General features: G+C 69.0%; 26 protein-coding genes. 18 read left to right on the top strand and 8 right to left on the bottom strand.

Features of this window, described 5'->3' with window-relative positions:
* Positions 1-70: 70 nt before the first annotated feature.
* The 6 genes from OG966_RS32305 to OG966_RS32280 form a co-directional block, all read right to left on the bottom strand.
* Complete coding sequence (locus OG966_RS32305) at positions 71-1447, bottom strand: 8-oxoguanine deaminase (protein ID WP_326653539.1); 1377 nt, start codon at positions 1445-1447, stop codon at positions 71-73.
* Between the two features lie 145 nt (positions 1448-1592).
* Positions 1593-2516, bottom strand: coding sequence for a factor-independent urate hydroxylase (gene pucL, locus OG966_RS32300; protein ID WP_326653538.1), 924 nt, complete (start codon positions 2514-2516; stop codon positions 1593-1595).
* A gap of 5 nt (positions 2517-2521) precedes the next feature.
* Positions 2522-2926: a hydroxyisourate hydrolase gene (uraH, locus tag OG966_RS32295; protein ID WP_326653537.1), complete on the bottom strand. Its 405-nt coding sequence runs from the start codon at positions 2924-2926 to the stop codon at positions 2522-2524.
* A gap of 4 nt (positions 2927-2930) precedes the next feature.
* Entirely contained in the window at positions 2931-3470 is a 540-nt protein-coding gene (gene uraD / locus OG966_RS32290) for a 2-oxo-4-hydroxy-4-carboxy-5-ureidoimidazoline decarboxylase (protein WP_326653536.1), read from the bottom strand.
* Positions 3471-3846: 376 nt separating this feature from the next.
* Positions 3847-4260: a helix-turn-helix domain-containing protein gene (locus tag OG966_RS32285; RefSeq protein ID WP_326653535.1), complete on the bottom strand. Its 414-nt coding sequence runs from the start codon at positions 4258-4260 to the stop codon at positions 3847-3849.
* Positions 4257-4505 (bottom strand): hypothetical protein, encoded by a 249-nt coding sequence (locus OG966_RS32280; protein ID WP_326655457.1) that lies wholly within the window; start codon positions 4503-4505, stop codon positions 4257-4259. The genes OG966_RS32285 and OG966_RS32280 overlap by 4 nt, the downstream gene beginning before the upstream one ends.
* Positions 4506-4677: 172 nt before the next feature.
* On the opposite strand from OG966_RS32280, the gene OG966_RS32275 reads away from it, so the two are divergent.
* From OG966_RS32275 to OG966_RS32200, 16 genes are all read left to right on the top strand, one after another.
* A complete protein-coding gene (locus OG966_RS32275) occupies positions 4678-5742 on the top strand; it encodes a lytic transglycosylase domain-containing protein (protein ID WP_326653534.1) in 1065 nt (354 codons plus the stop codon).
* A gap of 57 nt (positions 5743-5799) precedes the next feature.
* Positions 5800-6837, top strand: a complete 1038-nt coding sequence (locus tag OG966_RS32270; protein ID WP_326653533.1) for a sigma-70 family RNA polymerase sigma factor — start codon at positions 5800-5802, stop codon at positions 6835-6837.
* A gap of 143 nt (positions 6838-6980) precedes the next feature.
* Positions 6981-7940, top strand: a complete 960-nt coding sequence (locus OG966_RS32265) for an ABC transporter ATP-binding protein (RefSeq protein ID WP_326653532.1) — start codon at positions 6981-6983, stop codon at positions 7938-7940.
* Positions 7937-8707, top strand: coding sequence for an MlaE family ABC transporter permease (locus OG966_RS32260; protein ID WP_326653531.1), 771 nt, complete (start codon positions 7937-7939; stop codon positions 8705-8707). Before OG966_RS32265 ends, OG966_RS32260 begins: the two co-directional genes overlap by 4 nt.
* Positions 8708-8709: 2 nt before the next feature.
* Positions 8710-9537 (top strand): MlaE family ABC transporter permease, encoded by an 828-nt coding sequence (locus tag OG966_RS32255; protein WP_326653530.1) that lies wholly within the window; start codon positions 8710-8712, stop codon positions 9535-9537.
* Positions 9538-9542: 5 nt separating this feature from the next.
* A complete protein-coding gene (locus tag OG966_RS32250) occupies positions 9543-10814 on the top strand; it encodes an MCE family protein (RefSeq protein ID WP_326653529.1) in 1272 nt (423 codons plus the stop codon).
* A complete protein-coding gene (locus tag OG966_RS32245) occupies positions 10811-11845 on the top strand; it encodes an MlaD family protein (RefSeq protein WP_326653528.1) in 1035 nt (344 codons plus the stop codon). Before OG966_RS32250 ends, OG966_RS32245 begins: the two co-directional genes overlap by 4 nt.
* Positions 11842-12825, top strand: coding sequence for an MCE family protein (locus OG966_RS32240; protein WP_326653527.1), 984 nt, complete (start codon positions 11842-11844; stop codon positions 12823-12825). The genes OG966_RS32245 and OG966_RS32240 overlap by 4 nt, the downstream gene beginning before the upstream one ends.
* A 71-nt stretch (positions 12826-12896) precedes the next feature.
* Positions 12897-14006 (top strand): MCE family protein, encoded by a 1110-nt coding sequence (locus OG966_RS32235; RefSeq protein WP_326655456.1) that lies wholly within the window; start codon positions 12897-12899, stop codon positions 14004-14006.
* Positions 14003-15286: an MCE family protein gene (locus OG966_RS32230; RefSeq protein WP_326653526.1), complete on the top strand. Its 1284-nt coding sequence runs from the start codon at positions 14003-14005 to the stop codon at positions 15284-15286. Before OG966_RS32235 ends, OG966_RS32230 begins: the two co-directional genes overlap by 4 nt.
* Complete coding sequence (locus tag OG966_RS32225) at positions 15283-16557, top strand: MlaD family protein (RefSeq protein ID WP_326653525.1); 1275 nt, start codon at positions 15283-15285, stop codon at positions 16555-16557. The genes OG966_RS32230 and OG966_RS32225 overlap by 4 nt, the downstream gene beginning before the upstream one ends.
* On the top strand, positions 16554-17105 hold the full coding sequence (locus OG966_RS32220) for a hypothetical protein (protein WP_442806774.1): 552 nt from the start codon (positions 16554-16556) through the stop codon (positions 17103-17105). Before OG966_RS32225 ends, OG966_RS32220 begins: the two co-directional genes overlap by 4 nt.
* 50 nt (positions 17106-17155) lie before the next feature.
* Positions 17156-17962, top strand: coding sequence for a hypothetical protein (locus tag OG966_RS32215; protein WP_326653524.1), 807 nt, complete (start codon positions 17156-17158; stop codon positions 17960-17962).
* 217 nt (positions 17963-18179) lie between these two features.
* Positions 18180-19040, top strand: coding sequence for a TIM barrel protein (locus OG966_RS32210; protein WP_326653523.1), 861 nt, complete (start codon positions 18180-18182; stop codon positions 19038-19040).
* Between the two features lie 34 nt (positions 19041-19074).
* On the top strand, positions 19075-19995 hold the full coding sequence (locus OG966_RS32205) for a 2-hydroxy-3-oxopropionate reductase (protein WP_326653522.1): 921 nt from the start codon (positions 19075-19077) through the stop codon (positions 19993-19995).
* A gap of 191 nt (positions 19996-20186) precedes the next feature.
* Positions 20187-21653 carry a catalase gene (locus tag OG966_RS32200; protein WP_326653521.1) on the top strand — a complete coding sequence of 489 codons (1467 nt, stop codon included), beginning with the start codon at positions 20187-20189 and terminating at the stop codon, positions 21651-21653.
* Positions 21654-22073: 420 nt separating this feature from the next.
* Here OG966_RS32200 and OG966_RS32195 read toward each other — a convergent pair whose 3' ends face one another.
* On the bottom strand, positions 22074-22931 hold the full coding sequence (locus tag OG966_RS32195; RefSeq protein WP_326653520.1) for an alpha/beta fold hydrolase: 858 nt from the start codon (positions 22929-22931) through the stop codon (positions 22074-22076).
* Between the two features lie 132 nt (positions 22932-23063).
* On the opposite strand from OG966_RS32195, the gene OG966_RS32190 reads away from it, so the two are divergent.
* The gene (locus OG966_RS32190) at positions 23064-23501 is read left to right on the top strand and encodes a MarR family winged helix-turn-helix transcriptional regulator (protein ID WP_326655454.1); all 438 of its coding nucleotides are present in this window, start codon (positions 23064-23066) and stop codon (positions 23499-23501) included.
* A gap of 115 nt (positions 23502-23616) precedes the next feature.
* On the opposite strand, the gene gcl is transcribed toward OG966_RS32190, so the two are convergent.
* Complete coding sequence (gene gcl / locus OG966_RS32185) at positions 23617-25395, bottom strand: glyoxylate carboligase (protein ID WP_326653519.1); 1779 nt, start codon at positions 25393-25395, stop codon at positions 23617-23619.
* Between the two features lie 205 nt (positions 25396-25600).
* Here gcl and OG966_RS32180 point away from each other — a divergent pair, with 205 nt between their 5' ends.
* On the top strand, positions 25601-26335 hold the full coding sequence (locus OG966_RS32180) for a hypothetical protein (RefSeq protein ID WP_326653518.1): 735 nt from the start codon (positions 25601-25603) through the stop codon (positions 26333-26335).
* Positions 26336-26435: the final 100 nt, after the last annotated feature.

Here is a 26435-nt window from a genome sequence, read left to right as displayed (position 1 = left end):
TGCCGTGGACCCCGCTCGGGCCCACGGCCGCCGGTCGAGGGCCGTCCCCCTCGACCGGACTTCCTTTGGGTCAGCCCCGCGCGGCGATCCGCGCCAGGCGCTGTGCCTCGTCCCGCGCGGAGCGGGCGATGGCGTCCTCGTCCACCGTGGTCAGGTGGTTGTCCTCGACGACGGTCTTGCCATTGACGAGGGAGAGCGAGACGGGAGCGGCCGCGCCGAAGACCAGCGCGATCACCGGGTCGGCGATGGAGGAGTGGGCAAGTGTGTCCAGCTTCCACAGCACCAGGTCGGCGAGCTTGCCGGCCTCGATCGAGCCGATCTGGTCGGCGCGGCCGAGGACCTGGGCTCCGCCGTACGTCCCGAGGCGCAGCGCCTGGCGGGCGCCCAGCGCCGCCTCGCGGTGAGCTCCGAGGCGGCTGATGAGGAGCGCGTTGCGCAGCTCGGTGTGCAGCTCACCCGACTCGTTGGAGGCGGTGCCGTCGACGCCGAGACCGACCGGGACACCGGCCTTCAGCATGTCGGGGACCCGGGCGATACCGGCGCCCAGGCGGGCGTTGGACGACGGGCAGTGCGCGACGCCGGTGCCCGTACGGGCGAACGCCGCGATGTCCGAGTCGTTCATATGGACGCAGTGCGCCATCCACACATCCGAGCCGAGCCAGCCGGTCGACTCGAAGTAGTCGGTCGGGCCCATCCCGAAGAGCTCCTTGCAGAACTCCTCCTCCTCGACGGTCTCCGAGCCGTGGGTGTGCAGCCGGACGCCCTTGCGGCGGGCCAGCTCGGCGCCCTGCCCGAGCAGTTCGGTGGAGACGGAGAACGGGGAGCACGGCGCGACGGCGATCTGCGTCATCGCGTCGAAGGAGGCGTCGTGGTGCTTGTCGATGGTGGCTTCGGTGGCGGCCAGTGCGCCCTCGAGCGACTCGACGGCGAAGTCCGGCGGCAGGCCGCCGTCCGAGGTGCCGCGGTCCATGGAGCCGCGGGCGAGGGTGAACCGCACACCCATCTCGCTCGCGGCGCCGATGATCGCGCCGGACAGATCTCCCGAGCCATGCGGGTAGACGTAGTGGTGGTCCATCGCGGTGGTGACACCGCCGCGGGCCATCATGGCCAGGGAGCCCTGCGCGGCCGCGCGGACCATCGGCTCGTCGATCCGCGCCCACGTCGGGTAGAGCGCGACCAGCCAGTTGAAGAGGTTGTGGTCGGTGGCCAGACCTCGGGTGATCCACTGGTAGAAGTGGTGGTGCGTGTTGATCAGGCCGGGGGTGGCGAGATGGCCGGTGCCGTCGATGCGGCGGACCACGTTCTCCAGGCCGGCGGGGGCTTTGCCCGCTCCGACCGACTCGATCCGGTTGTCCGATACGACGATGTAGCCGGAGGCGTACTCGGTGTCGTTCGCGTCCACGGTCGCGACGGAACAGTTCTCGATGACGATGCGCGAAGCCGCCATGGCGGGTCCTCGTTCTTCCCAGTTGATTGAACGGACCCGGGGGCGAGCGGGGTGACGACCGGGTCCGGGGCTGAAGTTGTTGCGCAGATGCCCCCGCTCTCCCCCTGGGACTGACGCCGGCGCACACGTCGGGGGTGGAGCAGAGCTACAGATTGGTCATGTCGACCGGGATCCGCGGCTCGATGCCGTCCCGCAGGACGGTGGCCTCGATCAGGCCGTACGGGCGGTCGGCCGCGAAGTAGACCTCATTGTCGTTCTTGAGCCCGAAGGGCTCCAGGTCGACCAGGAAGTGGTGGTTGTTCGGCAGGGAGAAGCGGATCTCGTCGATCTCGCTGCGGCTGTTGATGACCCGCGAACCCATTTGGTACAGGGTCTGCTGGAGCGAGAGGGAGTACGTCTCGGCGAAGGCCTGCAGGATGTGCTTCCTGGCCTGCTCGTACGACTTCTCCCAGTTGGGCATCCGGTCTTCGTCGCTGGTCCAGTTGTAGCGCCAGGCGGCGGAGACATCGGTGCACAGGATGCGGTCGTACGCCTCCTTGAGCGTTGTGTACTTGTCCTTGACGTAGCCCCAGAACTCCGAGCCGGTGGAGTTCATGACCGTGAGGTCCTTGAGACCGGAGATGATCTCCCAGCTCTCACCGTCGAAGGTGATCTGGGTGGTGCGCAGCTCCTGGCCCTTGCGGACGAAGGAGTGCTTGACCTCGTCCGAGCCGATGAACTTGGAGTTGGCGTCGGAGGTGGCGATCCGCTCCCAGGAGTACTCCTCGATGCGGATGCGTGCCCGGCGGATCGGCTCCTGGCTGGTCACGAAGTGACGGGCCAGGTGGATGCCGAACTGCTCGGCCGACTCGATGCCGTGCTCCTTGGCGAACGCGTACACCGTGTTCTTGGTGGTGTCCGTCGGCAGGACGTTGGCGTTGGAGCCGGAGTGGTGGACGTCGTCCATGTCGCCGGAGAGAGCGACGGAGACGTTCAGGTCCTTGATGTGGTGGGTGTCGCCGTCCCGCGTGATCCTGACGACGCGGTTCTCTGCTTTGCCGTACTGGTTCTGGCCGAGAATCGTGGGCATGTCTGCTAGCTCCCTCGGTAAACGGAGTAGCCGAACGGGTTGAGCAGCAGCGGTACGTGGTAGTGCTCGCCCGGCGTGACGGCGAACGTGATCGCCACCTCCGGGAAGAACGCACCGCTGTCCCTTACGCGGGGGGCGTCCTGCTGCGCCTCGGCTTGCTGGTTGGCACCGTGCTTGTCTGAGAAGTACGCCTCGGTCTCGAAGTCGAGACGTACATGGGTCGTTCCTTCCGGCAGCGCCGGCAGGTCCTTGCAGCGCCCGTCCGCATCGGTCTTCGAGCCGCCGAGCGCGACCCACTCCGCGTCGAAGCCGCCGCGGGCCGCGAGCGAGATGGCGACACCCTCGGCGGGGCGTCCGATGCTGGTGTCCAGGATGTGCGTGGACACCGACGCGGTGGTCTCCGTGCTCAAGACGTCATTCTCCTTCTTCGGCGAGGCGGGTCAGCCGGATACGGTTGATCTTGCCCAGCTCGGTGCGGATAATTTCCCGCTCCTGCTCGGGCGAGTTGCCGATCCGGGCCTTGAGCGCCTCGAGCATCTGCTCACCGGTCGCGCCGGTGGCGCAGATCAGAAAGACATGACCGAACCTGTCCTGGTAGGCCAGGTTCCGCTCGAGCATTTCGGCCTTGAGTTCCTCGGAGGCGCCTGCCATCCCGCGCTGCTCGAGGGAGGAGGTCGGGTCCCCGGGCTTCGGCCGGCCGATCGGCGGATGCCCCGCCATCGCCTCGGCCAGATCCTCTGCGGTCAGCTCGGCCATGGCGGCGTCACTGGCGTCGAAGAGAGTCTCCACAGTGGCGTACGGACGCCGGGCGAGCAGCTTGCTCCCCCACGCCGAACTGGCGCACACCTCGTGCAGTGCGGCCAGGGCCGCGCTGTCCTGCGAGGTGTTGAACCGGGTGAGACCCGCCGGGGGTTCGGGGGCCGCCCCCGACAAGCGCTGTGGACTCGAAGTCACGGGAGCCTCCGTGGCTGTTTTCCGCTGTGCGTTGGACGGGCTGCGGACAGCTAACGCCCTCCGGCAACGCAACGTCAACACTTTGTTGAAAACTCGGCAACGCAGAAGCTGCCGTCCGGACATCCGGACGGCGGGACGCGCCGGTGCGTCCTCAGTCCTTCTTCGCGGCGTTTTCCCTGTTCACGGCGTTGTGGACAAGCAGCTTACTCGCGTGCGATCGCGTGAGCGGGGCTCAGTGAGCCCGCCCCCCTGGTGAACCGCGCTCACTGAGGGCGGCTCCCGCGGCGCGGGGCTGCTGATTCTGGGTGACAGGCCCCCGGCACCCGCGCCGCACTCCGGGAGGGGTCGTTTCGCAGCTGAGTCGCGCTGCGCTACGTCAGTCGTCCTGCCGTGACTGCTCGTCGCCCGCACGCGCCTTGGCCCGCTGCTCGTCGGCGTAATTGATGTAGTTGTAGACGGTGAAGCGGCTGACCCCCAGGGCCGCCGCCACCGTCTCCACACCGTGTCGTACGGTGAACGCGCCGCGCGCTTCCAGGGTCCGTACAACCTGCTGTTTGGTCTTGCGGTCCAGCTCGGACAGCGGCATGCCGTGTCTGCGCTCCATCGCGGCCAGGATGTGGTCGAGGGAGTCCGCGAGCTGGGGAAGGCGCACGGCGAAAACCTCCTCACCCTCCCAGCTGAGTACGACGTCGTCCTCGCGGGCTTCACCGGGTGCGAGCAGCTCTCCGCCCATGGCGTCCACCAGCGGCTTGACCGCCTGCGCGAGTGCGTGGTCGGCGGGCCCGGTCATTCCTCGCCCTCCACCACATTGACCTGCAGCGAGACCCGGGTGGCCCCGGCGTCCAGGGCCGTGCGCAGCAGCGCGTCGACCGCGCTCAGCACCTCGTCGGCGCCGCCTTCGGCCGTATTGCCGAACGGGCCGACGTCCACCTTGTCCAGGTCCGCGCCCTGGACGACCTCGCGGACGGCCAGGGCGTGCGCCGGCGGCTCGTCCAGGTCGAACGGCTCGGTCGTGAACTCCACTCTCAGTCGCACCATGCCCCCACGTTAGCCGCGCGCTCCCGCGCCGTCGTCGGCCCTCCCGGCACGGAAAAGCTCCGGAAATACTCCTGGAAAGGTCCGGCTCCGTGCGACGGACCTGCGCCCGTGCCGCGTAGAGCAGGTGAAGGAACGCCGCGCTGCAGCGGCACTGGGAGGGGTCTGCATCATGACAGGGCGCAAGCACAGAGGTGTCAGGACGACAGTTGTCGTTACGGCGGCCATGGCGGCACTGACCGCCTCACAGGCCCCGGGACCGGCGGCACACGCCTCGGCCCCGGTGAAGATCCACCCGGCCTCGTCGGGGCCGAGTGTCTCCGGCGACACCCCGTACCGGACCCAGCTTCCGCCGCTGCGTACGCGCGGCGCCGCAGGCGGCACCGAAAGTGCGGAGAGCTCCGGCGCACCGGCCGGCGGCCCGCTGCCGGCCACCGTACTGGCCGCGTACCGGCAGGCCGAGGAGGAGCTCGCGGACAGCAGGCCCGGTTGCCGGCTGCGCTGGCAGCTGCTTGCCGCGATCGGCCAGGTCGAATCCGGGCAGGCACGCGGTGGCCGGGTGACCGCGGACGGCACCACACTCAGCCCGATCCTCGGCCCGAGGCTGGACGGCAACGGGTTCGCCGCCATCAAGGACACCGACGGCGGGGTGTACGACGGGGACACCGCGTACGACCGTGCCGTCGGTCCCATGCAGTTCATCCCGTCGACCTGGGCCTTCTGGGGCTCCGACGGCAACGGCGACGGACACCGCGATCCGGGCAACATCTACGACGCGTCCCTCGCGGCGGGGCGCTATCTGTGCGCGGGCGGGCGGAATCTGTCCGATGCGGCTGACCTGGACCGCGCGGTCCTCGGCTACAACCACTCCACCGCGTATCTGCGCACGGTCAGAGCGTGGCTCACCTACTACCTCGAAGGTCACCGGGTCGTGCCGGACAACGGCTCCGCACCGGCCGGCCGTCCGGAGCCGAAGCCGTCGGACACGCCTCGGCAGCCGGTCCGGTCCGCCGTTCCTGCCCGCCCCGGCGACCGGGACAGCGGGGCCAAGTCCTCCCCCACGCCCTCGAATTCGCCCTCGCCTTCCAGGAGTGCGGGCGGCGGCCCGGAGCCGGAAGCGCCGCTGCTTCCGGTCCCGAGCCCCATTGCGGGGCTGCCCGGCGTGGATGCGTTGACCAGCAACGGAACGGAATCGATGCGCGCCTCCCCCTCCACAACCCCCGCTACCGGACGGTAATCTCCCCCGCGCCGGGCAAGCACCGTGTCCGGCCGGGGTGAGAGCGAAGGGGCCCTCATGACGACGGACACGCAAGCGGCTCACGAGCGGTGGCAGCGCGCGTGGGCCCACCGCGAGCAACTGCTCAAGGTGGCCCGCCGCAGGTCCATGAGCGTGGAGGACGCCGAGGACGCCGTGCACGAGGCGATGCTGCGTGCTGCCGAGAACCCTCATCTGGACGAGGAACGGCTGGGTGCCTGGCTGACTACGGTGACGATGCGGCTGTGCGTGGACCGCTACCGGCAGGTCAACCGTGAGACCGAGGTGCGCAGCAGCCCCAGGCTGCTCGCACCCGCCCCGGTGCCGGTGGAGGAGGCGGTCTGCGACCAGGCCGAGGCGAGATGGCTGGCGCGCCGGAGCGGGGAGCTCCCTGCCCGCCAGGCCGAGGCCCTGTGGCTCAAGGCCGAGGATCTGGACGTCGGCCAGGTCGCCACAAAGATGGGTCTGAGCTACCGGACGGTCGAGTCACTGCTGGCGCGGGCCCGCCGGACGCTGCGCAATTCGCTGGCCGCCACGCTCGCTCTGGGGCTGTGGCTGATCGGGCGCGGCCGCACGCAGGGCAGCCATGCCCAGGTGGTGGCTTTGGCCTCGACCGCGGCGACGCTGGCGGTCGCGGGTCTGATCCTGCCGTACGTCCACGACGCGGACGGGCCGCAACGGTCGCGTCCGGCGGTCCCCGCAGTCTCGGAGTTCGCTGACGTGCAGTCGCCGACGGCGAGTGGCGCGGCACCGTCCCCCGGCAGCTCGAATGCCGGGCAGAGCGCGGCCGGGACGCAGCAGTACAGCGCCCCCGGGCTCACCGTGCCCCCGCTGCCCGCGCTGCCGGAACTGCCACTGCCCACGCCCGGCATACCGAACATTCCAGATGTATCAGCCGTGCCGGCGGTCCCTGTCCCGGACCTGACCGCCGTGCCCGACCTCACGTCCGCACCGGACCTGCCCGCCGTACCGGACGTGCCCGACCTGCCCGCGGCGTCGGACGTGCCGTCGCAGCCGCTCCCCACCAAGGTGCCGGAGGCGAACACGTCCGTGGCGCCGGTGCTCCCGAACCGCTAGCACACAGGCGTACATCCCATGTTCCACCCTGATTCCGCCCTGATTCCCGGCCCGTAAAAAAATCCTCGCCTCGTCGCGACGGACGGGCCCGCCCTCCCCGTAGAGCAGATGTCGGACCGCTCCACGGCTGAAGGGTGAACCGGATGGGTGTCGAGATCTGTGTGGAGGGGCTGACCAAGTCCTTCGGCCACCAGGTCATCTGGCAGGACGTTTCACTGACGCTGCCCGCCGGAGAAATCTCGGTGATGCTCGGCCCCTCGGGTACGGGCAAATCGGTGTTCCTGAAGACGCTCGTCGGGCTGCTGCGGCCCGAACGCGGGTCGATCCGGATCGCGGGCACGGACATCACCGCCCTGCGCGAGCACGACCTGTACGAGGTGCGGAAGCTGTTCGGCGTGCTGTTCCAGGACGGTGCGCTGTTCGGCTCGATGAATCTCTACGACAACATCGCCTTCCCGCTGCGTGAGCACACCCGCAAGCCGGAGAGCGAGATCAGACGGATCGTGCTCGAGAAGATGGACATGGTCGGACTGATCGGCGCCGAGGAGAAGCTGCCCGGCGAGATATCCGGCGGTATGCGCAAACGGGCCGGTCTCGCACGCGCCCTCGTACTCGATCCGGAGATCATCCTTTTCGACGAGCCGGACTCGGGGCTCGACCCGGTGCGGGTGGCCTATCTCAACCAGCTGATCGTCGACCTCAACGCGCAGATCGACGCGACCTTTCTGATCGTCACCCACGACATCGCGTCGGCGCGGCAGATTCCGGACAACATCGGGCTCCTGTTCCGGCGTGAGCTGGTGATGTTCGGCCCCCGGGAAAAGCTGCTGACCAGTGATGAGCCGGTCGTACGGCAGTTCCTCAACGGTCGTATGCAGGGTCCGATCGGGATGGCGGAGGAGAAGGACGCGGCCCAGGTCGAGCAGGAGCTCGCGCAGCTCGGCGCGGGCGGGGATGCCGCTCCGCCGGGCATACCGGAGCTGACTCCGCGTCTGCTGCCCACCGCGGGGATAGCCCGGCCGCCTCGCTGGGAGGCCATCGCCGAACGGGAGGCGCTGCGGCAGGTGCGGGCCGCGGTGCGCGTGAAGGAGGCCGGCGCATGAGCCTGTCCCCCACCGGAGCCCTCAGGCATACGGGCAGTCTGTTCGCGATGGGCCTGGATGTCGTACGGACCCTGCCCAGGCGCCCGTTCCAGGTACGCGAGTTCATCCAGCAGGCCTGGTTCATCGCGAGCGTCACGATCCTGCCCACGGCGCTGGTCTCCATCCCCTTCGGTGCGGTCATCGCCCTGCAGATCGGCAGCCTGACGCGGCAGCTCGGCGCCCAGTCGTTCTCGGGCGCGGCTTCGGTGCTCGCGGTGCTGCGGGAGGCCTCCCCGATCGTCACCGCCCTGCTGATCGCGGGTGCGGGAGGCACGGCGATCTGCGCGGATCTCGGGGCGCGCAAGATCCGCGAGGAGATCGACGCCATGCAGGTGCTCGGCATCGACCCGATCCACCGGCTGGTCGTGCCGAGAGTGCTGGCCACGATGGTGGTGGCGGTGCTGCTCAACGGACTGGTGTCGGTCGTCGGTGTGGCCGGCGGCTACTTCTTCAACGTCATCCTGCAGAACGGCACTCCGGGCGCGTATCTCGCCTCCTTCACCACCCTCGCCCAGCTGTCGGATCTGTGGGCGGCCGAGCTGAAGGCGCTGGTGTTCGGCGCCATCGCCGCCATCGTGGCCTCGTACAAGGGACTGACCGCCAAGGGCGGCCCGAAGGGCGTCGGCGACGCGGTGAACCAGTCGGTGGTGATCACCTTCATGTTGCTCTTCGTGACGAACTTCGTGATGACCGCGGTGTACTTCCAAATCGTTCCGCAGAGGGGCTGACCGTGGCGCTCATCAGTCGATTCGTGGGGCTTCCGCTCCGCTCCCTGGAGGAGCTCGGCACCCAACTGTCCTTCTACGGGCGCTCGCTGGCCTGGACCGGCCGTACCCTACGCCGCTACAAGAAGGAGATCCTGCGGCTGCTGGCCGAGGTGAGCTTCGGCCGCGGCGCGCTGGCGGTGGTCGGCGGCACCGTCGGCGTCATCGCCTTCCTGTCCTTCTTCACCGGCACCGAGGTCGGCCTGCAGGGGTACGCGGCGCTCAACCAGCTGGGCACATCCAACTTCGTGGCGTTCCTGTCGGCGTACTTCAACACCCGTGAGATCGCCCCGCTGGTGGCCGGCCTCGCCCTGTCCGCGACGGTCGGGGCAGGGTTCACCGCCCAGCTCGGCGCGATGCGGATCAGCGAGGAGACCGATGCCCTCGAGGTGATGGGCGTTCCCTCGCTGCCGTTCCTGGTGACCACCCGGATGATCGCCGGTTTCGTCGCCGTCATCCCGCTGTACGTGATCGGGCTGTTGTCCTCGTACTTCGCGGCACGCACCATCACCACCGGCTACTACGGGCAGTCCGCGGGCACCTACGACCACTACTTCCAGCAGTATCTGCCGCCGGTCGACGTGTTGTGGTCGTTCGGCAAGGTGATCGTCTTCGCCGTCGTGATCATCCTGGTGCACTGCTACTACGGCTACTACGCGAGCGGCGGCCCGGCAGGCGTCGGGGTCGCGGTCGGGCGCGCCGTGCGGACGTCCATCGTCGCCATCAACCTTCTGGACTTCTTCCTCAGTCTGGCGATCTGGGGCGCCAACACGACCGTACGGATTGCGGGGTAGCGCCGATGCGAATTCCAGGACTCGTCCCGACGCGCGGCGCACGACTGCGCCTGTACGGCATCGTCTTCATCGCCGTCATCGCCCTTCTGCTGTCGCTGTCCGTCGCCGTCTATCAACAGGCGTTCACCTCCGTCGTACGGATCACGCTGGAGGCCGACACCCTGGGCAACCAGCTGGATCCACGGGCAGACGTCAAACTGCGCGGGCTGCTGGTCGGCGAGGTGCGCGAAGTGCGGGCCGACGGCGAGAAGGCGACTCTCGACATCGCCCTCAAGCCGGAGCACGTCTCCCGTATCCCGGCCGATGTGCGGGCCCGGCTGCTGCCCAAGACGCTGTTCGGCGAGAAGTTCGTCGATCTGACACCTCCCCGCGGGTCCTTTGCCCGGCACATCCGGGCGGGTGACGTGATCACCCAGGACCGCACCAAGGCCGGTATGGAGGTGCAGCAGCTGCTGAACGATCTGCTGCCGCTGCTGCGGACCGTGCGACCGGCGGATCTCAACGCCACGCTGTCCGCGTTCTCCACCGCTCTCGAAGGGCGGGGCGACCGGATCGGTGCCAACCTCACCCGTCTGGAGCGCTATCTGAAGAAGCTCAATCCGCATATGCCTTCCCTGAAGGAAGACATTTCACGGTTCGCCGACGTGGCCGAGGTGTACGGCGACGCGGCACCCGATCTGATGCGCGTCCTGCGGAACTCCGTCACCACGAGCCGCACCCTCGTCGAGCGGCAGGACCAGCTGGCCTCCGCGCTCACGGCGACCGCCACCACCGCCGGTACCGCCGACGCCTTCCTCGACGAGAACGGCGACCGGCTGATCACTCTTGGGCGCGTCTCCCGTCCCACGCTGGCGCTGTTCGCCCGCTACGCGCCGGAGTACCCCTGTCTCCTGGACGGCCTGGTGAAACAGGAGGCGGCATCCGAAAAGGCCTTCAGAGGCGGGGAGATGCGCATCACGCTCGAATTCGTCCGCCCACGATCCGCGTACCGACCCGGCGAGGAACCGCGCTATGCAGAGCGCTCAGGACCTGATTGCAGAGGTCTGCCCCACCCCCAAGTGCCCGCACCGGACGTCAAGCTCAATGACGGTACGTCGGGGACGCACTCGGGCGGTGCGCTGCCCGGCGGGGCCAATGTGTCCGCCACGGAGGCCGAGCAGCGGGCCATCGGCTCACTGGTGGCCCCGGTCATGGGAGTTCCCGCCGACCGGGTACCGGCGGTCGCCACGCTGCTGTTCGGTCCGATGGCACGCGGAACGGCGGTGAGTGTCGCATGAAGGTGAGCCGAGCCACAGAAACCGCGGCGCCGCTGGTCAAGTTCATTCTCTTCGCCGTGGTGACAGTGCTGGCGACGACGCTGCTCGCGGCGACGATCGTCAATATCTCCTTCGCCCCCGAGCACACGTACCGCGCGGTGTTCAGCGATGTCACCAGCCTGGAGGAGGGCGACGACATCAGGGTGGCCGGCGTGCGGGTCGGAGAAGTCCAGCAGGTGGCGATCAAGGACCGGACGCTGGCCGAGGTCACCTTCAGCGTCACCGACGACCGCCCGCTGCTCACCACCACCGGCGCCGTCATCCGCTACCGGAGCCTGGTGGGGCAGCGGTACATAGCGCTGACGGAAGGCGCCGGCAGCGGTACGCGGCTGAAGCCCGGTGGCCGGATCCCGCTGTCCAGGACCCAGCCCGCGCTCGATCTCAATGCGCTGCTCGGCGGTTTCAAGCCGCTGTTCGCGGCGCTGAGCCCGAAGGACGTCAACCAGCTCGCCACCGAGATCATCAAGACGCTGCAGGGCGAGGGCGGGACGGTCAACAGCCTGCTCGCCCACACGGCGTCGCTGACCAGCACACTCGCCGGCCGCGACAAGTTGATCGGGTCCGTGATCGACAACCTCAACGAGGTGCTGAAGACCGTGGACAAGCGCGGCGCCCGCTTCTCCGCCCTGCTCAAGCAGTTGCAGCGGGTGATCTCCGGGCTGTCCGCCGACCGCAAGCCCATCGGCGAATCGCTGGTGAACATCGGCGCCCTGACCGACGCCACCTCGGGTCTGCTCGAGGACGCCCGTCCGCCGTTGCGGGACGACATCGCCGGGCTGAGAGACCTCACCGGAACGCTGAACGACAACGAGAAGACCGTGGAGGGCGTGCTGAAGCGGCTGCCGAGCAAGCTCAACAAGCTGACCGGGACGGCCTCGTACGGCTCCTGGTTCAACTTCTACCTGTGTGACTTCGACGGCCGGATCGTGCTGCCGAAGACCCGGCAGGTCGTCACTCCCGAGCTTCACGTCGCCCGGGCGAGGTGCGCATGATTCCCTTCCGTGAACGCAATCCGGTGGTGATCGGGGCTGTCGGCGTCTCCACGCTCGCGCTGCTGGCAGCGGCCGCGTTCAATGCCGACAGCCTCCCGGTGATCGGCAACGGTGACACGTACAGCGCGGCGTTCTCCGAAGCGGGCGGCCTCAAGCCCGGCGACGAGGTGCGGATCGCCGGGGTCAAGGTCGGCAAGGTCGATGAGGTCGATCTGGACGGCGACCATGTGAAGGTGACCTTCCGGGTCAAGGGCGACCCGGAGTTCGGCACCAGGACCGGAGCGGCCATCCGGATCAAGACGATCCTGGGCTCGAAGTACCTCGCACTGCAGCCGAAGGGAACGGGCCAACTGCGGCCGGGCAGCGAGATCCCGCTGAACCGGACAGTACCGGCGTACGACGTCGTGGCGGCATTCAGCGAACTGACCACGACCACGGAGAAGGTCGACACGGCCCGGCTGGCGACCGCCCTGGACACCATCTCCACCACCTTCGAGGACTCACCCTCCGAGGTCCGGGCGTCCATCAAGGGTCTCTCGAAGATCTCCCGGACGGTGGCCTCGCGCGACGAGGCCCTGCGTGAACTGCTCGACCACGCCAACGGAGTCACCGGAGTGCTCTCCGACCGCTCCGGCGACCTCGGCGTTCTGATCAAGGACGGCGACAAGCTGTTCAAGGAGATCTCCAGGCGGCGCGAAGCCATCCACACGCTGCTCAAGAGCTCAGCCGCACTCGGCATCCAGCTCTCCGGCCTGGTCGCGGACAACCGCAAGGAGATCGGCCCGGCGCTCAAGGGCCTGAACTCGGTGGTCACCATGCTCGAACGCAATCAGGCGAGCCTCGACCGGAGCGTGAAGCTGCTCGCTCCCTATGTGCGCGTCTTCACGAACACCCTCGGCAACGGCCGTTGGTTCGACAGCTACATCCAGAACCTGGTCGCACCCACTCCGGTGGCTCCGCGGACTGGAGGCTCACAATGAACGGCCGCTTCCTGCCGAAGGGGCGCTTCCTGCCGAACAGGCTGGTGCCGAAGGGACGTCTCGCGCGCTGCCTGGCACTCGTCGTCGCGCTGGCACTCGTCGCCGGCACGGCCCTCGTGCTCTGGCCACGAACCTCGCCGGTCCGCGTCACGGCGTACTTCCCGCGCACCGTCGGCATCTATCCCGGCTCGGACGTACGGGTTCTCGGTGTCCGTATCGGCGAGGTCAAGAAGATCACGCCGCAGGGCAAGCGGGTGCGGGTGGAGCTGGAGTACGAGTCCGGCCGCAGAATCCCGGCCGATGCCCAGGCGGCCATCATCAACTCCTCGGTCGTCAGCGACCGTTACGTCCAGCTGCTGCCGGTGTACCGGAAGGGGCCGGCGATGCGGGACGGCGCTGTCATCCCCGAGAGCCGCACGGCCGTACCGGTCGAACTGGACCGGATCTTCGACAGTCTGCATACGACGGCCGAAGCGTTCGGCCCGCGCGGCGCGAACGCGGACGGTTCGCTGTCCCGGCTGCTCGGCGTGAGCGCGGACAACCTCCAGGGCCAGGGTCAGCAGCTGAACCAGACGGTCGAGGACCTGTCGCTGGCGGTCACCACCCTCTCCGACGGCCGGAAGGACCTGTTCGGCACCATCCGGAATCTGCAGGTGTTCACCGCCGCGCTGGCGTCCGACGACACCAGTGTCCGGTCGTTCAACGACAGCCTCGCCAAGGTGGCCGACCAGCTCGCCGGGGAACGCAAGGACCTCGCCGCGGCACTGCGGCATCTGGGGCCGGCGCTCGCGGACGTGGCCGATTTCGTGAAGAAGAACAAGAAGGCGCTGACAGCGGATGTGAAGGGCCTCAGCAAGGTCACCAAGGTGCTGGTCACCCAGCGCGCCGCGCTCGCGGAGCTGATGGAGGTCACCCCCACCGGCCTTTCGAATCTGCAGAACGCCTACAACCCGTCCTCCGGCACCCTGGACACCCGCAACAACCCGGACACCCCGCAGGACCCGGCCGCGCTGCTGTGTTCCCTGCTCAAGACGACCGGGGACGCCGGAGGAAAGAACCCCGACTGCGGTGAACTGACGAAGCTGTTCGAATCCCTGCCGAAACTGCCGTCGGCCAAGCCGGTGTCGGGCACGGGTTCGGTCGACAGGACGCTCGGCGGAATCCTGGAGGCCCGGGCATGAGCGTACGGCGCAAGGCCGGGGCGGTGGCCGCATGGGCGGCTGTCGGTTCGGTACTTCTCACCGGCTGCGAGTTCAACGGCCTGTACGACGTCCAGCTGCCGGGAGGCGCGGCCGCCGACGGCGACGCCTACCGGGTCACGGTCGAATTCAGGGACGTCCTCGATCTGGTGCCCCAGTCGGCAGTGAAGGTCAACAACGTCACGGTGGGCTCCGTCGAGAAGGTGCAGCTGGTCGGCTGGCACGCCCGGGTCCGGCTGCGGGTCGCCGATTCGGTGAAGCTGCCCGGGAACGCGATAGCCGAACTGCGGCAGACCAGCATGCTGGGCGAGAAGTACGTGGCGCTGTCCGCCCCGACCGGCATCTCACCGGTCGGCAGGCTGTCCGACGGCGACCGGATCCCGCTGTCCCGCAGCGGCCGCAACCCGGAGATCGAAGAGGTGCTGTCGGCGCTCTCGGCGCTGCTCAACGGCGGCGGGGTGGCCCAGCTCAAGACGATCACCGTGGAGTTGAACAAGGCCTTGGAGGGCCGGGAGAACCGGGTCAAGTCCCTGCTCACCGAGCTGGACACCTTCCTCGGCGGCCTGGACGGCCAGCGTGCGGAGATCATCCGCGCGCTCAAGGGCATCGACCGGCTGGCCGCACGACTCGGCGGTGAGAAGAAGACGATCGCCCTGGCCGTCGACACCCTGCCGCCGGCTCTGAAGGTGCTGGACGGCCAGCGCCGCAATCTGACCCGGATGCTCACCTCGCTGTCGAAACTCGGAGCGACGGGCACCAAGGTGGTCAACGCCTCGCGGGACGACATGGTCGCCAACCTGCGGAGTCTGCGGCCGATTCTGCAACAGCTGAACAAGGCGGGCAGCGATCTGCCCAACGCCCTGGAGATGCTGACGACGTATCCGTTCCCTCGCAATGTCACGGATGCCATCAAGGGCGACTACGTCAATCTCAAGATCACCGCCGATCTCGATCTGGCCAGTGTGTACGGCAACCTCGCCGACAAGCCCAAGAAGCCGGGCGCCCCGGCGAAGCCCGGACTCCCGGAGCTCCCGGGGGTCCCCGATCTCCCCCTGCCCACCTCCGTGCCGGACACGCCGGGGCTGCCCAAGCAGCCGGGCGCCCCCTCGGCACCCTCCGCGCCCTCGGGCGGCGGCGGGCCGCTGTGCCCGCCGGTGTGCGGCAGCAGTTACGCCGCGTACGGAAGCGGGGACGGCGAACGCTTTGGGGCCGGGGTCGATCTCGCCCTAGCCGAGCTCATGCTGAAGGGGATGCAACTGTGATCACACCTACGGTCAAGGCCCAGTTGCTCGCCTTCGCCGCCCTCACAGCCGTCGGCGTCTCGTATGTCGGCGCCGAGTACACCGGGCTGGGCGACAGTCTTCTCGACCGCGCCTACACCGTGCGTGCCGACTTCGCCGATTCCGGGGGCGTCTTCCCGGGCGCCGAAGTCACCTATCGCGGGGTGCCGGTGGGCCGCGTCGGCGAACTGCGGCTGACCGGCTCCGGCGGAGTGTCCGTGGCACTGGACATCAAGGACGCGTCGCGGATTCCGGCGGACAGCCTGGCCGTCGTGGCGAACCGCTCGGCAGTCGGCGAGCAGTACGTCGATCTGCAACCCCGGGCCTCCGGCGGACCCTTTCTGCAGGACGGCAGCACCATCGCCCGCCGCGATACGCGGGTACCGCTGCCCACTTCGGATCTGGTCCTCAGCCTGGACCGACTGGTCAACTCGGTGGGCAAGAAGGATCTGCAGATCACCGTCGACGAGCTGGGCAAGGCCTTCGCCGGAACGGGCCCGCACCTGAGCCGGCTCGTGGACTCGGGCAACGAGCTCGTCGAGTCGGCATCCGGCTCACTGCCGCAGACGATCGCGCTGATCGAGGACTCGCGGAAAGTCCTCAAGACACAGGCGGATCAGGGCTCGGCCATCAAGTCGTTCTCGCGCGACCTGGCCGACCTGACCGCTGAGCTGAAGTCGAGTGACGGCGATCTCCGCAGAGTGATCGGCTCCGGCGCCCCCGCCGCGCAGGAAGTGAACTCGCTGCTGCAGGCCAACCGGCCCCATCTGCCGGTCCTGCTGGGCAATCTGATCAGCGGTGGCCAGATCACGGTGGCACGGCTGCCCGGCCTCGAGCAGGCCCTGGTCACCTTCCCGGTGGTGGTCGCCGGCAGCTCCACCGTGATACCCGGCGACGGCACCACCCACTTCGGCATGGTCGTGGGCGCCGACGATCCACCGCCGTGCCGACAGGGCTACGCGACGCAGCGGCGCGACCCCTCGGACACCGGGGAGCGTCCCGCGAACACCGCCGCGCGCTGCACCGCGCGCGGCGGCACATCGGTCCGCGGTGCCCAGAACGCCCCCGGCGCCTCGGGACACGGCAGCGCGGGCGGAGCGGACCCGGCCGCGTACATCACCCCGTACGACCCGGAGACCGGCACCGCCGTCGGCCCGGACGGAACACCCGTCGAGATCGGCTCGACGGGTGGCGAACAGAACGTGTTCGGAAAGGACTCGTGGCAATGGCTGCTCGTCGGACCGATGGCATGAGCAAGGGCCCAGTCGCGCGCGCGATCCGGCCGATCCGCCGCCTTGGCGACAGACTGATGAGTGCCGCGCACCGCGGCAGGGCGCTGCCCGCGGCCCTCGCCGTGGCGACGGTCGTGACAACCGCCCTCAGCGGCTGGTTGTGCGTCCAGGTGTACGAGCAGCGGGTGCAGCACCAGCGGCACCAGGACATCCTGGCCGCCGCCCGCCAGTCGGCGCTGAACTTCACCTCGCTCGACTACCGGCACTACGCGCGGGACAGCAAGAACGTACTGAAGGGTGCCACCGGCGAGTTCAAGGAGCAGTTCGCGGCGCAGACCGGGGAACTGACGAAGCTGGTCGCCGCGAACAAGTCGGTGTCCGAGGGACAGGTGCTCGAGGCGGGCATCACCCGGGCCGACGAACGCAAGGCCCGCGTCCTGGTGGTGGCCGACAGCAAGGTGACCAACACCGCCGCTCCCGAGGGACAGGCCCGCACCTACCGGCTGCAGCTCGATCTCGTCTACCAGGGCGGTCGCTGGCTGACGTCCTCTGTCGAGTTCGTCGGCTGACCGCGCGCCCGAGCACACACCCGTATCACCAGGAGCAGAGGAGCAAGACCGTGGCGAACCTGACTGGACGAGGCTCCGGCGTCGCATCCCCCGGCCGCCGCTCGATGGCCGCGGCCGCCCGCGCGGCGGCCAGGCGCACGGAACGGGTCGGGACGGGACCGGACGCACCGGTCCGCGTGGCGGCGCGCAGTGCCGCGACGAGTACGAGGACGGGTGCGGCAACGGACCCGGTGGAGCCGGACGGGACACGGCTGGAGGCACCGGACGACGCGAGCCAGGCGCGGCAACCGGACGATCAGTACGCCGGACCTGTCCTGCGCGCCGACGACCCGGTGGCCGACGCGGCGCGCGGTCGTCGGCGTGTGCTGGGAAGTGCCGTGCTCGCCGTGCTGGTCGTGGCCGGGCTGATCGCGGCCGCGGTGTTCGGGTCGGCGTACCGGGACGGCCGGCAGTCGGATACGGCGAGGGTGCAGGCGCTCGCCGCCGCCCAGAAGGCGGCACCTGTCGTCCTGTCGTACGACTACCGGCGTCTCGACAAGGACTTCGCCACGGCGCTGGGTCATCTGACCGGTGCCTTCCGCGACGAGTACCGCAAGACGACCACGACGGTGGTCGCGCCGACCGCGACGAAGTACCACGGAGTGGTCAAGGCGTCCGTGGTGAAGCCGGCGGGTGGCGGCGCCCCCGCGGCCTCGGTGGTGTCGGCCTCTGGGGACAAGGCCGTCGTTCTGCTCTTCGTCAACCAGGTCACCAGGAGCACCCAGGTCACGGGAGACCGTGTCGACCTCAACCGGGTGCGGATGACACTCACCCTCACCTCGCACGGCTGGAAGGTGAGCGGCGTCGACGCCCTGTAGCCCGGTACGGGCCACGCCCAGCCCGTAGTTACCGCCCCCGCCCGGACACTCCTGAGTGCCTCCCGAGCCGGGACGACAGAAGTCTGGAGAGTGCTTCTGTCGTCCCTGCTCGGGGGGCACTTTTTCGTGTCCGCTCTTGACAGTGCTCCCCCGTCCCGGGCAGTCTTCCATCAGGCAGAAATTAACTTCCGCAATACGGAAGGAGCGCAAGCCCCTCATGGCCCCTCTTTTTCGGGACAAGCGCGGCACGGACCAGCGCTTCGATGTGAACCTCTCGATCCTCTTCACGGAACTCCCGCTCCTGGAGCGTCCCGCGGCCGCGGCCGCGGCGGGCTTCACGGCGGTCGAGCTGTGGTGGCCCTGGATCGAGACCCCGACCCCGCCGCGGGCCGAGCTCGACGCCCTCAAGAAGGCGCTCGACGACGCCGGCACCCGGCTGGTGGGGCTGAACTTCTACGCCGGACAGCTGCCGGGCCCCGACCGCGGTGCGCTCTCCGTGCCCGGCGACGAGTCCGACCGCTTCCGCGCCAACATCGAGGTGGCCGCGGACTTCGCCGCCTCGGTGGGCTGCGAGGCGCTCAACGCGCTGTACGGAAACCGTGTCGACGGCGTCGACCCGCTGATCCAGGACACCCTGGCCCTGGAGAACCTGGCGCTGGCCGCCCGCGCGGCCGACCGGGTCGGGGCGATCCTGCTCGTCGAGACCCTCAACAAGCCGGAGTCCCCGCGCTACCCGCTGGTGAGCGCCCCGGCCGCGATCGAGGTCGTCGACAAGGTGAACGCGGCGACGGGACTCGGCAACGCCAAGTTCCTGCTCGACATCTACCACCTGTCCATGAACGGCGAAGACGTCAGCCAGGTCATCGCGGCCTACGCCGACAAGACCGGCCATGTACAGATCGCGGACAACCCGGGCCGTGGCGCGCCGGGCACCGGCTCGCTTCCGCTGGAGCAGCTCCTCGACGAGCTGGCGAAGGCCGGTTACGACGGCTGGGTCGGCCTGGAGTACAAGGCCGGCGACCGCCCGAGCGCCGAGTCCTTCGCCTGGCTGCCGGCCGAGCACCGCGCCGCCAACTGACTTTACGTACAAAGGTTTTGAGAGAGGCACCCTCATGAACACCCTCGATTCTTCCCGGCCGGCCCGCCCGGCGATCGCCTGGATAGGCCTCGGCATCATGGGCTCGCCCATGTCCGAGAACCTGCTGAAGGCGGGTTACGACGTCACCGGTTTCACGCTGGAGCAGGACAAGCTGGACCGTCTTGCCGCAGCGGGCGGCACCGCCGCCACCTCGATCGCCGAAGCCGTGAAGGATGCCGATGTCGTCATCACGATGGTGCCCGCATCCCCGCAGGTCGAGGCGATCGCGTACGGCCCCGACGGCATCCTGGAGAACGTGCGGCCCGGCGCCCTGCTGATCGACATGTCCTCGATCACCCCGCAGACCTCGGTCGACCTGGGCAAGGCGGGCGCCGAGAAGGGCGTCCGCGTGCTGGACGCCCCGGTCTCCGGCGGTGAGGCAGGCGCGATCGAAGCCGTACTGTCGATCATGGTCGGTGGCGAGCAGGCCGACTTCGACGCCGCGCTGCCGATCCTCGAGGCTCTCGGCAAGACCATCGTCCTGTGCGGCCCGCACGGCTCCGGCCAGACGGTGAAGGCCGCCAACCAGCTGATTGTCGCGGTCAACATCCAGGCCTGCGCCGAGGCCGTCGTCTTCCTCGAGAAGTCCGGCGTGGACCTCCGGGCCGCCCTGGACGTCCTGGGCGGCGGTCTGGCCGGTTCCACGGTCCTGACCCGCAAGAAGGACAACTTCCTGAACCGGGACTTCAAGCCCGGCTTCCGGATCGATCTGCACCACAAGGACATGGGCATCGTCACCGACGCCGCCCGCAATGTCGGGGCCGCGCTGCCCGTAGGCGCGGTCGTCGCCCAGCTGGTCGCCTCCCTGCGTTCGCAGGGCGACGGCGGCCTGGACCACTCCGCCCTGCTGCGCTCCGTCGAGCGCCTCTCCGGTCAGCAGGTCGCCCGAGTGTGACCGAGGCTCATCGCCTCACCCCTGATCTCCGGGCCGCGGCAGCGCTGACAACTGTCCTGTCGCGCCCAAGCGCTGCCGCTGCCCGGAACCACATACTTCCATTTCAACAAACTGTTGACGCTTGGTTCTCCGCGAATCTACGCTCCAGGGGCCGTCAGCAGCTCCAGCACGGAAGGTCACATCCCGCCACCATGACGCAGCGTGTGCTTACGACCGAGTCAGGCGCCCCGGTCGCCGACAACCAGAACTCCGCCACCGCCGGCGTCGGTGGCCCGATCCTTCTCCAGGACCAGCACCTGCTGGAGAAGCTCGCCCGCTTCAACCGGGAGCGCATCCCGGAGCGCGTCGTGCACGCCCGCGGCAGCGGCGCCTACGGCTACTTCGAAGTCACCGACGATGTCACCGGCTTCACCAAGGCCGACTTCCTCGGTGAGGTCGGCAGGCGCACGGAGACATTCATCCGCTTCTCCACCGTCGCCGACTCGCTCGGCGGCGCGGACGCGGTCCGTGACCCGCGCGGGTTCGCGCTGAAGTTCTACACCGAAGAGGGAAACTACGACCTCGTCGGCAACAACACCCCCGTGTTCTTCATCAAGGACCCGGTCAAGTTCCCCGACTTCATCCACTCCCAGAAGCGCGACCCCTTCACGGGCAGGCAGGAGCCGGACAACGTCTGGGACTTCTGGGCGCACGCCCCCGAGGCGACACACCAGGTGACCTGGCTGATGGGCGACCGCGGCATCCCCGCCTCGTACCGCCACATGAACGGCTACGGCTCGCACACCTACCAGTGGACGAACGCCGCCGGCGAGGCCTTCTTCGTCAAGTACCACTTCAAGACGAACCAGGGCATCCGCTCCCTGTCGAGCGAGCAGGCCGCCGAGCTCGCGGGCAAGGACGGCAACAGCCACCAGACGGACCTGCTGCAGGCCATCGAGCGCGGCGTGAACCCGTCCTGGACGCTGTACGTCCAGGTGATGCCGGCCGCCGAGGCAGCCGACTACCGCTTCAACCCGTTCGACCTCACCAAGGTGTGGCCGCACAGCGACTACCCCCTGCAGCGTGTCGGCCGTCTGGTCCTGAACCGGAACCCCGACAACGTCTTCGCCGAGGTCGAGCAGGCCGCGTTCTCGCCGAACAACTTCGTTGCGGGTATCGGTCCTTCGCCGGACAAGATGCTCCAGGGCCGGCTGTTCGCCTACGCGGACGCGCACCGCTACCGTCTGGGCGTCAACCACACGCAGCTCGCGGTGAACGCGCCGAAGGCCGTGCCTGGGGGGTCTGCCGAGAACTACGGCCGCGACGGCCTGATGGCGACCCGCAACGGCCGCCGCACCGACAAGAACTACGAGCCCAACTCGTACGCCGGTCCCGCGCAGACGGACACCGCGCTGTCGGCTCCGCTGGCGGTCCAGGGCTGGACCGGCACCCACGCGGCGCCCTCCCACGTCAAGGACGACGACTTCTTCCAGGCGGGCGAGCTCTACCGCCTGATGTCGGACGACGAGAAGGCCCGCCTGATCGCCAACATCGCCGGCGGCCTCTCACAGGTCACCCGCGACGACGTGATCGACAAGAACCTGGCCCACTTCCACGCCGCCGACGCCGACTACGGCAAGCATGTCGAGGAAGCGGTCCGCGCCCTGCGCGAGGACTAGGAACTCCTGGGCTGCGCCCGGACTCTGACGTGAGATCAGACCTCCGGGCGCCGAGCCCGCACCGCGGACCCGGATGAGGGGTGGTCATGCGGTACGGGAAGGCGAGGACCGCGGCGGGCGGGCGTGCGATGCCAGTGCGGTGGTGAAGGTTCCGGAACCGCTTCTCGACCTGAGGGAGGCGACCACTCCGGACGCCGATCGCCGACGCCGCGGTCCCCGCCACACCAGACTCCGCCCGGCGGTGCGAACGACCTGTCGCGCCGGCCTCGTTCCGTCGGGCGGTACCAACTTCAAGACCCGAGCGCCGAGTTACGGACCGTCCCGTAACTCGGCGCTTGCTGTGTGCGGCCATCGATCGTGTTGGCACCCGGTATGGCAACCACGTCCCGGAGGGAGCAAGGAGCGTCCGCCGGCGGCGGATCAGCCCTTCTCGGCGTACACCTCCCGCAGGAAGTCCCGCAGGATCCGGGTGAAGGCCTCCGGGGCCTCCATGGTCGTGTAGTGGGCGACGCCGTCGATCGTGGCCGTACGGCTGTTGGGGACCGCGCGGATCAGGGCGTCGGCGGTCGCCACCGTGCCGGGCGCGTCGAGGGCGCCGTTGATGGCCAGGACCGGGACGGTGATCTCCTTCACGCGCTCCGCCACGTCGGCCACCGGGACGCAATGGTTCGGCTCGTCCGGGCCGTGCTTCATCAGCGTGCGCAGCGCCATCTCCTGGACGTGGCACACGATCTCGGGATCGACGTCGGCGAGGGTGCGGCTCGGGCCGGGCATCCACTGGACGAAGGCGTCGAGCCAGCCGGGGATGTCGCCGGCCGCGAGCGCGTTCTGCTGGGCCTCGTGGCGCGCCGAGGACCAGGGGTCGCTGAGGTCCGGCTCTCCGAGCCCGCGACCGCTGACGACCAGCGTGCGCACCAGCTCCGGGTACTCCAGCGCGGTGTCGATCGCTATCAGCGCGCCCATCGAGATGCCGACCAGGACCGCCGGTCCGTCGATGTCGAGGTGGCGCAGCAGCGCGGCGAGGTCGTCGGCCTGGCGGAACGGCTTGCTCGCGTTCGCCGAGAACCCGTGGCCGCGGGCGTCCGGGGCGATCACCCGGTAGCGCTGGGCCAGGTCGGGGATCAGGTTGTCGAACTGGGTGTGGTCCACGAAGCCGGTGTGCAGCAGCACCAGCGGGCGGCCCTCGCGAGGGCCGGCGTCGCGGTAGGCGAGCGGGCCGTCTTCGGACTCAAAGGTTTCGAACACAGGCGTGCGGGCGGAGGTCGCGTCCTCAGTCATGACAACCAAGGTGCCATGTTCTTGGAATCATGGCAACCAAGGTGTCATCATGGCGTCGTGACCGAGACCGAGACCGAGACCGAGACCGAGACCGACCGCCCGCTCTCCCCCGACGACCTGCCCGAGCGACTGATGGAGGTGTTCGCCCTCATCGGGCCGCTCTACCGGCGCGTCCAGCGCAAGATCGAGCAGGACGCCCCGGCGCAGGGCCTCTCGGTCGGCGTCCGTGCCGTGCTCGACCTGCTGCGCGAGCAGGGCCCGATGACGGTCCCGCAGATGGGCCGGGCCCAGTCGCTGAGCCGTCAGTTCGTGCAGCGCATGGTCAACGACGCCACCGCGCGCGGCTTCGTCGAAACGATCCCCAACCCCGCGCACCAGCGCTCCTCACTGATCCGGCTCACCGACGACGGCCTCGCCGCCATCACCGCCGTGACCGCCCGCGAGCACGCCCTGCTGCGCCAGGTCGGCGACGACCTCACCGACGCCGACGTGGTGGCCTGCACCCGGGTGCTGAGCAGGATGCTGGAGCTCTTCGACGACGTCGAGGTGACCGGCACGCCACCGCGCTAGGCCTCCTCGCGCAGTCCGGAGAAGCCCGCATCCGCTGCCCGGTCCTGCAGGTCAACCCCGGGGTGCGCTGCGCGGGACGGGGGCTGCTGCGGTTCCGCAGGAAGAGCCGTGCGGATCAGACCAACTGGCGGATCGCCGTGGGGGCATGACCCGGCTCGGTGGCGAGCTCTTCCCACTCGTTCACGCTCGCGATGTCCGTACCGCTCATCGAGATGTTCGTGACCCGCTCGAGGATCGCCTCGACGACGACGGGGACCTGGAACTCGGCGGCCAGCTTCTTGGCCTCCTCGAAGGCCGGCAGCAGCCGGTCGGGCTCGGTGACGCGGATCGCCTTGCAGCCCAGGCCCTCCACCACCTTGACGTGGTCGACGCCGTAGACGCCCAGCTCCGGGGAGTTGATGTTCTCGAACTCCAGGTTGACCTGGAAGTTGATGTCGAGATTGCGCTGCGCCTGGCGGATCAGGCCCAGGTACGCGTTGTTCACCAGGACATGGACGTACGGGATCCTGTGCTGCGCCCCGACCGCCAGCTCCTCGAGCATGAACTGGAAGTCGTAGTCGCCCGACAGCGCGACGACCGGTGTCTCCGGGTCGGCGGTGGCGACACCGAGCGCGGCCGGGATGGTCCAGCCGAGCGGGCCTGCCTGGCCGCAGTTGATCCAGTGGCGCGGCCGGTAGACGTGCAGCATCTGCGCACCGGCGATCTGGGAGAGGCCGATGGTGGTGACGTAGCGCGTCTCCGGGCCGAAGGCCTTGTTCATCTCCTCGTACACACGCTGCGGCTTCATCGGCACGTTGTCGAAGTGCGTACGGCGTTGCAGCGTGGCCTTGCGCTCCTGCGCGGAGGCGGCCCACCCGGCGCGGTCCGGCAGCCGGCCGGCTGCCTTGTGCTCCCTCGCCACCTCGAGGAAGAGCTCCAGTGCGGCCTTGGCGTCGGAGGCGATGCCGTACTCCGGGGCGAAGATCTTGCCGATCTGGGTGGGCTCGATGTCGACGTGGACGAACATGCGGCCCTGGGTGTAGACGTCCAGTCCACCGGTGTGGCGGTTGGCCCAGCGGTTGCCGATACCGAGGACGAAGTCCGACTCCAGGAAGGTCGCGTTGCCATAGCGGTGCGAGGTCTGCAGACCGACCATACCCGCGTTCAGCTCGTGGTCGTCGGCGATGATGCCCCAGCCCATCAGGGTCGGAACGACCGGAATGCCGGTCAGCTCGGCGAACTCGACCAGCAGCTCGGAGGCGTCGGCGTTGATGATGCCGCCGCCGGCCACGATCAGCGGGCGCTCGGACGCGTTGAGCAGCTTGATGGCCTTCTCGGCCTGGGCGCGGGTGGCGGACGGCTTGTAGACCGCCAGCGGCTCGTACGTCGCCGGGTCGAACTCGATCTCGGTCAGCTGAACGTCGATCGGCAGGTCGATGAGGACCGGTCCGGGCCGTCCCGACCGCATCAGATGGAAGGCCTGCTGGAAGACGCCGGGGACCTGCGCGGCCTCCAGGACCGTGGTCGCCGCCTTGGTGACGGGCCTGGCGATCGAGGCGATGTCGACGGCCTGGAAGTCCTCCTTGTGGATTACCGCGGTGGGCGCCTGGCCGGTGATGCAAAGGATCGGGATCGAATCGCCGATGGCCGAGTAGAGCCCGGTGATCATGTCGGTGCCGGCCGGACCCGATGTTCCGATGCAGACACCGATGTTGCCGGGATTGGCACGGGTGTAGCCCTCCGCCATGTGGGAGGCGCCCTCGACATGGCGGGCGAGTGTGTGGTCGATGCCCCCGCCGGCCTGCAGTGCCTTGTAGAAGGGGTTGATCGCCGCGCCCGGCACACCGAACGCGTTCGTGACGCCTTCGCGCTTGAGGATCTCAACTGCCGCTCGGGCAGCGGTCATACGAGGCATGGGTGCTCCTGCTTCGGCCGGGCGGAGTCGGGCTCTCTGTCGCGTCGCTCGAGAGCATCGATTCCATATTGCGGAAGTTTAGTTCTGCTATACGGAAGTAATCTAAGACGCCCGCGGAGCGACGTCAAGGGATGACCGAAGTCGCTCCCCAAGGCCTCGCGCTTGGTGGACGATGGTCCGGAGCACCTGGGGAAGGGGGACCGCGATGGCCGAGACCGTGCCGGTGCGCTGTCCGGTCTGCAGCCGCGACCACCTGTACGCACCGACGCCCTACCCCTGCGCCTGCGGTGCCCCGCTCGCCCCGCCGATGCTGCGCGGCGCTGCCCCGGAACGGATCACTCACCGCACCTGGACGGACGACTGGGTGACGGTCAGATGCCAGGAGTGCGGTCGCCAGGACCAGTGGCCGCAGCCGGAACTCGGCTGCCCCTGCGGCACCGTGCTGCGCATCCCGGTCCGCCCGGTGAGCGCCCCGCTCCCCGCGTCGCCGGCCGCCACATCGGCCCGCGCGCTCATGCGCCCGGCGCCCGTCCCGCTCTCCCGTACGGTCACCGCGCCGCGCCCCACCTTCCGCCCGGTCACCATCCGCACGGCACGCGACGCGGTGACCGCGGCGGCGCGCTATCTGAAGTGGCTGGGATTCCGCGATGTCGTCCAGCCCGAGGTCAGGCCCTCGTCCGGGATAGATCTGCGGGGTCCCGGCCTGGTCGCGCAGGTCGACCCGTCCACCCGCCCCGCCACTCTGCGCGATGTCGAATGCCTCTGGCTGAACGGGCTGAACATTTCGGCCGCGAGCGTCTTCTTCTCACTCGCGGGATACGCCGAGGACGCCAGGTCCCGCGCCGACCGCCTCGGCATCCCGCTCTTCGTCATGGACCTCACGGGCAGCCCTCAGCCGGTCAACGGCCCGGCGGACGCACTGATCTCCACCGGCGCATGACGGCATGGAGGCGGCATGGAGTACGCCGCACCTCACTGAAGTACGCCGCACCTCACTGAAGTACGCCCAGCTCGAGCGACCCGGGCCTCGGCGTGCACCA

Source organism: Streptomyces sp. NBC_01750 (assembly GCF_035918095.1).
Lineage (GTDB): Bacteria > Actinomycetota > Actinomycetes > Streptomycetales > Streptomycetaceae > Streptomyces.
Note: the sequence above shows the minus strand (reverse complement) of the source record. Positions and strands in the feature narration are given on the sequence as shown.